This window comes from Streptomyces sp. NPDC050743 (genome assembly GCF_044456925.1).
GTDB lineage: Bacteria > Actinomycetota > Actinomycetes > Streptomycetales > Streptomycetaceae > Streptomyces.
Genome location: NZ_JBITGJ010000041.1, coordinates 62,417 through 72,318, shown reverse-complemented (window position 1 = coordinate 72,318; position 9,902 = coordinate 62,417). Strand labels below are relative to the sequence as shown.

The 9,902-nt window shown below is 75.3% G+C and carries 2 protein-coding genes and 1 pseudogene; 2 read left to right on the top strand and 1 reads right to left on the bottom strand.

Annotated elements, in window-relative coordinates; all coding sequences use genetic code 11:
- Positions 1–227: 227 nt before the first annotated feature.
- Positions 228–413: pseudogene (locus ACIBJF_RS31290) on the bottom strand (UTP--glucose-1-phosphate uridylyltransferase); the annotation flags it as partial.
- 277 nt (positions 414–690) lie between these two features.
- Between ACIBJF_RS31290 and ACIBJF_RS31285 the strand changes: the two are divergent.
- A complete protein-coding gene (locus tag ACIBJF_RS31285; RefSeq protein ID WP_399178728.1) occupies positions 691–2,481 on the top strand; it encodes an RICIN domain-containing protein in 1,791 nt (596 codons plus the stop codon).
- A gap of 385 nt (positions 2,482–2,866) precedes the next feature.
- Entirely contained in the window at positions 2,867–9,901 is a 7,035-nt protein-coding gene (locus tag ACIBJF_RS31280) for an SDR family oxidoreductase (RefSeq protein WP_399178726.1), read from the top strand.
- The last annotated feature ends 1 nt before the right edge of the window (position 9,902 follow it).

The window sequence follows — 9,902 nt, the reverse complement described above, 5'->3', positions numbered from 1 at the left end:
AGCGTCCGGAGGGACACGCACCACCGGGCCGGACCCGGCTGCCCCGCGCAGCCCACCGGCACCAGGGCGTGACCACGATCAGCACACCCACCACCAACCGACACCGGCCACGCGGAGCAACACTGGGCGCAGGATTCCATCTCCACGCTCATGCGTCCCCGCCCAGGTGGGCAGAACCCGTGTCAGACCTCACGGTCCGCACGGGATCGCTTAGCTGATTAGAGACGCTTCTGCACCAGTCCGGTGACGCGTATGCCCCCGTCCTCGTCGGCCGGTTGCACCGCCGCGCAGCCGTAGCGGTGGATCTGCGCCGCATCGACCTCCATCCGCGCCACCGCGCTGCCTGCCCGGCGCCCGCGGACCTCCGGCATCCGGCTCGGCAGGGTCTCGTCCGGGTCGATCGGATCGTCGCCGGGACTCTCCTTCGGTGTGGCCCATGTCCGGAGAAACTCGGGAACCGGCCGGGAAGTGATACCGGCGGTAACTCTCATGTAATTCGCTGAATTTGAGTCCGAGTCAATCGAGCTTCTTGTTTCCTGTGAGCCGCGTGTGCGAGGGTGAGCCTTCCCGCGGGAGGGCAAGGCAGGCGTCGAACGCCAAGGCCGGCCCGACAGGTATGCACCAATCGGCACTGCTTTCCGACAGGACGGCATTTCGTGTGCGGTCCTGCGGCTGGAAGGAAATGGTTCCGTGCAGTCCCCCCACCCCCCACGCCCGCCCTATCCGCCGCTGCCCGGTTCACCCGGGGAGTCCGACCGCGATCTCACCGCCCGGCTCGGCGGCCCGCACCACGTCCACCATCACGCCGTCGCCCTGCTGCTGGCCCGCCACTGGCGGGCCGCCCACGACTACGCCGTCGTCTGCCTGGCCTCCGCCGGCCCCGCCCCGCAACTCGTGGCCACCGCCGCCTTCCACGAGGTCCTCGGCCGGATGACGGGCGGGGCGGCCGGCGGAGCCCTGCGCCCGCATCTGCTGGTCGCCGTCCGCGACACCGTCCGCGCCTGGGCGGCGGACGACGTGGCCTGCGCGACTCTGCCGGAATTGCGCAAACCCACCGGAGGTCGCGGACTGCGTGCGACAAAGCCCGGAACACCGGAAAGGCGGCAACTCGCCGAACGCGCCTTCCGGGCCCTTCCCGGCGCCTCGCAATGCCTTCTGTGGCACATCGAGGTAGAAGCGGAACCGATAAACATACCCGCCGGTCTGCTGGGCATCGACCCGGCCACCGCCACGGCCGCCCTGGAACAGGCCCGGGAGCAATTCCGGACGGGTTGCGTACGCGCCCACCGGGAACTCGCGCCCTCCAGGGAATGCCGCTTCTACAACCGGCTCCTGGAGGTCCCCATGCGCCGCGGCGGCACCCTGCTGCCGGACGTACGGCACCATCTGACGGTCTGCGCGTACTGCCGGCACGCCGCCGAGACCTTCGCCCTGTTCGACGGCGGACTGGGCCTCCTGATCGCCGAGACCGTGCTCGGCTGGGGCGCCCGCCGCTATCTCGACTCGCGCCCCGGACGCGACGCCGCCGAAGAGGCGCCGCGTGCGCCGGTGCCCGAACCGGCGGGAGGCAGACATCGCACCGGGACCGTCGGCCGCCGCCGCAAGGCAGTGGTCATCGGCGTCGGACTGACCTCGCTCGCGCTGCTCGCCACCGTCCTCGCGGCCAGGAGCTGGTCCGATGACACCGGTGTCCCCAGGGTAGGCGCCACCTGGGGCGCCCCCGCCGGCCACACCGCACACCCGGGCGGCACCGGTGCCCGGACCGCCGTCTCCCCCTCCGCCGCCTCGCTCGGCGAACCCCTCGAGCCGGCCCACGGCGGCCTGCGCGGCCTCGCCTCCGGGCGCTGCCTGGACGTGCGCGGGAACGGCGTGCGGGCGGGCGCGGGCGTCGGACTCACGCCGTGCTCCACCGCCGCCATGCAGCAGTGGTCGTACCGGGACGACGGGGTGCTGCGCAGCGCCGCCGACCCGTCCCTGTGCCTTTCCGTCGACCCCGGGACGAAGACCGTCGTGCCGGCCGGATGCGTCGTGCACCCGGGTGAGGCGGTGTACGACATCACCGTGGGCGGCGAGATCCCGCCGCGCCGGCACGGAGGCCTCGCGCTCGCTCCCGGCTCCGGCGATGCGTTCGCGCGCGTCGCGCTGGTACCGCGGGATGGCTCACCCGAGCAGCGGTGGGTGCTGGAGCCGGGGTTGGGTGGGACGGGACGGCCGGACGCGGCGCCGGGCCTTTCCGGTGCGCATGGCGGATCCGGCGCTTCCAGGGAGGGCGGGACCGACGATCCGGCGAGGCCGGGGGACCCGGCGCGGTCCGGTGAGGCGAACGAGCCACGGGCCGCCCAGGTCCGGGCCGGCCACGAGCGGCGGCGCACCGGATCCGTGTCGCCCGCCCGGGCGGTGCGGGCGCTGCACCGGGTCCTTCCGCCGGTCGCCGACGCGGTCGCAGGCGTACCGGCGACCACGGGCGCACTGCTTCGCTGACGCACGATGCGGGACGTCCCCGGACCCCTGGCCGTGTTCGAGCCACGGCGCCGAAGTCATGCGGAATTTACAGACGTCCAGGGGATGTCCCGCCGCGTTGCGGTCGGATGAGTGCGCGGTGAAGCAGGCGGGTGCTTCGCCCGGCCTGTGGTGGTGTGGTGCGGGGGCCCGGGTGGTCCCGCGCCCGCACCGGTGTGTGGAATTACCGCGTTTTCCGGTTCTTGCGGGGAATTCGACCCGATGGCCGAATCGATGTCACCGGGCGCGAAAAGGGGGCGTCGTTATTGACCCGTGAGTAGGCCGAGGCTAGTTTCCGGTGCCCTCGCATCAGAGCGTTCCGCCGCACACCCCCACCGTGCTGTCTCGCCGATCGTGCCGGAGCATCATGACCTCGCCTGTGCGCCCCCATGACCTCGTCCTGTGCCTCACCCCCTTCGGAGAGCCCGACGCCGGCCTCGCCGCCGCGGCCTGTGCCGCCGGTGCGCTCGGCATCCTCGACCTCGGCACCGGAGACCGGAGATCCAGAGAAGCGCTGTCCCGGCTGAGACGGTCCGCGCCCGGCCCCTTCGGGGTACGGGTGAGCGGACGCTGCGCGCTGGCCCCGGCCGAGGTCGCGGACGCCCCCGGCACCGTGGTCCTGACCGCGGACGCGACCTGGCCCCGGAACGAACTCCCCTCCGGCTGCCGGGTGTTGGCGGAGATCACGGACATCGGGCAGGCGCGCGCGGCCCTGCGCGCGGGTGCCGAGGGGCTCATCGCCCGCGGTCGTGAGAGCGGTGGCCGGGTCGGCGAGCCGAGCACCTTCGTCCTGCTGCAACAGCTGCTGTCCGATGAGGAGTTGTGCCGCGTCCCGGTCTGGGCCTGCGGTGGCATCGGGCCGCGCACGGCGGCGGCCGCCGTGGCCGGCGGTGCCGCCGGGGTGGTCCTCGACAGCCAGCTGGCCCTGCTCGCCGAGTCCGGGCTGCCCGAGACGGTCCGGTCGGTGCTGCGCTCCCTGGACGGCTCGGAGACCGTGGTGCTGGGCGGCCACCGGGTCCTGCGGCGCCGGGGACCGGACGCCCCGCACCCGCCGGCCGACGACCCCGCGGCGGTCGCGTCCCTGCTGGGCGCCGACGACGTGCGCGGCCGGCTGCTGCCGGTCGGCCAGGACGGCTTCCTCGCCGCCCGGTTCGCCGAACGGTTCGGGGACGTACGGCGGTTGGCGCGGGAGCTGTCGGCGGCGATGCACTCCGTGGCCGACGGCGGTGCGGCCACCGCACTGCGCCCCGGTTCGCCGATGAGCCGGGCGCTCGGCACCCGGCTCCCCGTCGCGCAGGGACCCATGACCCGGGTCAGCGACCAGGCAGGCTTCGCCGCTGCCGTCGCCGCGGACGGGGCGCTGCCGCTCCTGGCGCTGGCCCTCGCCGACGGCGAGCGGACCCGGTCGATGCTCACCGAGGCGCGGGCCGTCCTGGACGGGCGGCCCTGGGGCGTGGGCGTGCTCGGCTTCGCGCCCGAGGAGATCAGGAACGCCCAGCTGGACGCCGTACGGGAACTGCGGCCCACGCACGCCGTCATCGCCGGCGGACGGCCCGCCCAGGCGGAGACGCTGGAGCGGGCCGGGATCCGCACCTTCCTGCACGTCCCCTCGCCGGGACTGCTGCGGCAGTTCCTGGACGCGGGCGCGCGCCGGTTCGTGTTCGAGGGGTCCGAGTGCGGCGGCCATGTCGGACCCCGGGCCTCCTTCCCCCTCTGGGAGGCCCAACTCGCCGTACTGCAGGACTACCTGGCCGAGGCCGACGACGCGACCGCCCGGCGGCTGGAGGTGCTGTTCGCCGGCGGCGTCCACGACGAGCGGTCGGCGGCGATGGTCGCGGCCCTGGCCGCACCGCTCACCGCCCGGGGCGCCGCCGTCGGCGTGCTCATGGGCACCGCCTACCTGTTCACCGAGGAGGCCGTCGCGCACGGCGCCGTCCGGCCCCTGTTCCAGCGGCAGGTGCTCACCGCCACCGCGACCACGCTCCTGGAGACCGCCCCCGGCCACGCCACCCGCTGCGTCCCGAGCCCCTTCACCGCCGACTACCGTGCGCGCGAGGCCGCTCTACGCGCCCAGGGGCTGACCGACCGCGAGGTGTGGGAGGAGCTGGAACGGCTCAACGTGGGCCGGCTGCGCATCGCCAGCAAGGGCGTCGAGCGCGGAGCGGACGGCGCGTTGGCCACCGTGGACGAGGAACGGCAGCTCACCGACGGGATGTACATGGCCGGCGAGGTCGCCGTGCTGCGCTCGGCGACCACCACCCTTGCGGACCTGCACCGCTCGGTCACCGACGGCGCCGCCGATCTCCTGACGCGGCACGCCGGCGACTTCCGGACGCGGCGGGCCGCCCACCCGGGCGCGGGATCCGCCGCCGAGCCGGAGCCGCCCGCACCGCTGGACATCGCCATCGTCGGCATGGCCTGCATGTTCCCCGGTGCCCCCGACCTCGCGGCCTTCTGGTCCACCATCGTCACCGGCCGCGACGCCGTCACCGAGGTGCCGCCGGAGCGCTGGGACCCGGCCGTGCACCACGCGGCCGGCAGCACGGCGTCCCGATGGGGCGGGTTCCTGCCCCGCATCCCCTTCGACCCGCTGCGCTACGGCATCCCGCCCGCCTCCCTCGGCAGCATCGAACCCGTCCAGCTGCTGTCCCTGGAAGCGGCCCGCCGGGCGCTGGAGGACGCCGGATACGGCGAGCGGGGGCGGGCGTTCGACCGCGCGCGGACCTCGGTCGTCTTCGGCGCCGAGGCGGGCAGCGACCTGTCCAACGCCGTCACCCTGCGCGCGGTCCTGCCGTCGTACTACGGCACGGTGCCCGACGGGCTGGACGGGCAACTGCCCCGGCTGACCGAGGACTCCTTCCCCGGCATGCTCGCCAACGTCATCTCCGGCCGGATCGCCAACCGGCTGGACCTCGGCGGCGCCAACTTCACCGTCGACGCGGCCTGCGCCTCCTCCCTGGCCGCGCTCGACGTGGCCTGCAAGGAACTCGTCTCCGGCACCAGTGACCTCGTGCTGTGCGGCGGCGCCGACCTGCACAACGGCATCAACGACTACGTCCTGTTCTCCTCCGTCCACGCGCTCTCCCCGACCGGACGCTCCCGCGCCTTCGACGCCGCCGCCGACGGCATCGCCCTCGGCGAGGGCGTGGCCTGCCTGGTGCTCAAACGCCTCGCGGACGCCGAACACGCCGGCGACCGGATCTACGGCGTGGTCAAGGGCCTCGGCTCCGCCAGCGACGGCCGCTCCCTCGGTCTCACCGCACCCCGGCCCGAAGGCCAGCGGGCGGCGCTGGAACGGGCGTACCGCAACGCCGGCGTCTCGCCCGCGGACGTCGGCCTGGTCGAGGCGCACGGCACCGGCACCGTCGTCGGCGACCGCACCGAACTCACCGTGCTCGCCGAGGTGTTCACCGAAGCAGGCGCGGGGACGGGCGGCTGCGCGCTCGGCTCGGTCAAGTCGCAGATCGGGCACACCAAGTGCGCCGCCGGCCTCGCGGGCCTGATCAAGACGGCCCTCGCTCTGTACACGGGGGTCACGCCACCCACCCTGCACCTGAAGCGGCCCAACCCGGCCTGGGCGGAGGACGACAGCCCGTTCGTCTTCCACACCCGCGCCCGGCCCTGGACGGCACCGGCCGCCGAACGCCTCGCCGGAGTCAGCGCCTTCGGCTTCGGCGGCACCAACTTCCACGCCGTGCTGGCCGCCCACGCCGACGCCGTACCACCCCGCCAGTCCCTGGACGCCTGGCCGGCCGAGCTGTTCCTCTTCCGGGGCCGTGACACCGCGGGCGCCCTCCGGCAGGTCGAGGAGGTCCTCCGGGCCGCCGAGGCCGACGGCCACCCCTGGCGCCTGCGCGACCTCGCCCTCGCCACGGCCCACCGCGCCGACACCTCGCACGAACCGGTCCGGGCCGCCCTCGTGGCCCGCGACACCGCGGAACTCACCGCACAACTGCGGCGGCTCCTCGCGGGGGAGCGTGATCCGGGCGCCGGGATCCATGTGGCGGACGCGGTGCCGGGGCCGGAGGGGGACAGGGGCGACCATCCGGCGCAGAGCAAGGGCGCCGACCCCGTGCCGGGCAAGGTCGCCTTCCTGTTCCCCGGTCAGGGCAGCCAGCGGCCCGGGATGCTCGCCGAGCTCCTGGTCCACCTTTCCGAGCTGCGGTACTACCTGGAGCTCGGCCGCGCGCACGCCGGCACCGTCCATCCGCCCGCGGCCTTCGACGACGCCGCGCGGGAGCGCCGGCGGGCCGCCCTGACGGACACCCGGGCCGCGCAGCCCGCCCTCGGCGTCACGGGCCTCACCGCCCACGCCTTCCTCACCTCGGCCGGGGTCCGCCCCGACCTGGCCGCCGGGCACAGCTACGGCGAGCTGGTCGCCCTCGCCGCGGCCGGCGCCCTCGACCCCGAGGCACTGCTGGAGCTGAGCGCCGAGCGGGCCGCCGCGATCCTGGCGGCGGCGGGCGACGACCCCGGCACCATGGCCGCCGTCGGCGCCGGCGCCGAGACCGTCGAACACACCCTGCGCACGAGCGGGGCACCCGCCTCCGTCGTCGTCGCCAACCTCAACTCGCCCGAGCAGACGGTCGTTTCCGGACCCACGGCGGACGTGGAGACGGCCGTGCGGCTGCTGCGCGACGCCGGGCTCGGCGCGCGGCGCGTCCCCGTGGCCTGCGCCTTCCACAGCCCGCTCGTGGCCACGGCGGGGGAACGATTCGCCAAGGTCCTCGCGGACAAGACGGTCCGGGCCCCCGAGTTCCCCGTCTGGGCCAACCGCACCGCCGCGCCCTATCCGCTCGACCCCGACGAGGTGCGCGGCGAACTCGCCGCCCAGATCGGCGCGCCCGTCGCGTTCGTCGCCCAGATCGAGGCCATGTACGAGGCGGGCGCGCGCGTCTTCGTCGAGGCGGGCCCCGGCACGGTCCTCACCCGGCTCGTCGCACGGATCCTCGGCGACCGCCCCCATCGCACGGTCGCCTGCGAACCGGACGCCGACAGCGGCCTGCGCGGCTGGCTCGACGCCCTCGCCCGGCTCGCCGTCGCCGGGGTGCCCGTGCGCACCGCCTGGCTCCTGCGGGGCCGCGACGCCTTCGACGCGCTGCGCGGTCCGGCACCGAAGCGGCCCGGCTGGACGGTCGACGGACACCTCGTCCGCACCGCCGACGGAGCACTCCTGCCCGGTGCCCTCGCGCCGGCCCGACGAGTCGTGGAGGCGACCGTGACCACCGACCAGCCGTACGGCGCCCCGGCCGACCGGGACGCGCTCATCTCCGAATTCCTGCGCACCAGCCGGGAGATGATCGCCGCCCAGCGCGATGTCCTGCTCACCTACTTCGGCGCGACACCCGGCGCCACACCGCCGGCGCCCGTCCCACCGGTGACGCCTCCTGCCGAACTCCCCCGCGCGGAACCGGAGCCGGCCGAGCCAGTCGGTGAAACGCCGGTGGCCGACGTCGAGCGGGTCGTCCTGGAGATCATCAGCGAACGCACCGGCTACCCCGTCGACATGATCGAGCCCGACCTCGACCTGGAGGCGGATCTCAGCATCGACTCGATCAAGCGGGCCGAGATAGCGGGTGAACTCGCCAAGCGCCTGGGCATCGCGGGCAGCGCCGCCATGCTGGACGACGCCGAACTGGAGGAACTGGCCAAGGCGCGTACGGCTGCCGCGGTGACGGGGTGGCTGACCGCGCGGGTGGGGGCGGCGCACTCCGGTGACGAGGGACGCCAGGCCGGGAACGCGGAGGAGCGGACCGAGGGCCCGTTCACCGGCGTGGCGGGCGGGCGATCCCCAGAGGCGGCCGGCCAGACCCGGGAACGGGCCGAGGCGGCATACGCCCCCGCCCCCGTCGCTGGCGTTCCGCCCCGGCGCTTCGAGCTGCGGCCTGTGCCCCTCCCGGAGCCGGACCCGCCCGCCGACGACGACCACCACGACCACGCCCTGCCCGGCCGGCGTTTCGCCCTCCTCGGGGACGGAGCGGGCGCGGCGGCGGAGATCGCGGCGCGGCTCGCCGAGCAGGGAGCCGAAGCCGTGCTGCTCGACGCCGGCCACCTCCTCACCGCAGACGACGGTCCGGTCGACGGTGTCGTCCACCTCGGCGCGCTGCCCGGCCCGGACGTCCCGGTGCTGCCGGACGCCTTCCCGGTGCTCCGCGCGGCGCTCGCGTGCGGCCCACGCCGGCTGCTCGCCCTCAGGGCCGACGACCGTGGGGGCGCCCTGGGGGCCGACGACCGGGGAAACGGCTTCCGGGCCGAGGATCGCTCGGGCGCTCTCCGGGCAGCCGGCCTGGACGGCCTGTTCCGTAGCGTCGGCCGTGAGTATCCGGACCTGCTCGCCCGGGTCGTGGCCGTCGCGGACACCGCCCCGGCGGCCGTCGCCGACGCCCTGCTCGCCGAGCTACGGGCGCCCGAACCGGCCCCCGTCGTCCTGCGTACGGCGGCCGGTGCCAGGCACGGCCTCGCGCTGGCGCCCGCGCCCCTCGGCCCGCTCGCCCACACCGGCGCCGGACCCGCCGGGGACGGTGCCGCCGAGGCGGCCGCGCTCGGCCTCGACCGTGACTCCGTCGTCCTGCTGGTCGGCGGCGCCCGGGGCATCACCGCGAGGTTCGCGGCCACGCTGGCCGCGGCCTGCCGGTGCCGTATCGAGCTGCTGGGCCGTACGCCCACGCCGACCGCACCCGAGGCCCCGCACACCGCCGCCGCGCGCACCCCCGTCGAGCTGCGGGCGGCGCTCGCCGCCGGACCCGGCGCGGTGCCCGGCCCCGCCGAGGTCAACCGGGCCGCCGAACTGATCCTCGCCCAGCGGGAGATCACCGCGACCATCGCGGAACTCGGCGCACTCGGCGGCGAGGCACGCTACCGCTCGGTGGACTTCCGGGACCGGGACGCCGTCCTGCGGACGGTCAAGGAGATCCACGCCGAACACGGCCGGCTCGACGGGGTCGTCTTCGCCGCCGGGGTGATCGAGGACCGGCTGATCGCCGACAAGACCCCCGAGTCCTTCCAGCGGGTCTACGGCACGAAGACGGCCGGGGCCGCAGCGCTGTTCGCCGCCCTGGACGACCTGCCGGGAGCCCCCGCGTTCACTGTGCTGTTCGGCAGCATCGCCGCCGTGCTCGGCAATCGTGGCCAGGCCGACTACGCCGCCGCCAACGACGCCCTGGAAGCCCTCGGCGCCGACCGGGCCGCCCGGACGGGCGCTCGCGTGCTGACCGTCCACTGGGGACCCTGGGCGCCCTCCGCGACACACGGCGGCATGGTCGGCGTGGAACTGGGCCGCGAGTACGCCCGGCGCGGGATCGAGCTGATCGATCCCGACGAGGGCACCGCGGCCCTGCTGCGGGAACTCGCCTGGGGCGAACCGTCCGTCCGCGCCGTCGTCTACACCGCGTCGGGCTGGTGAC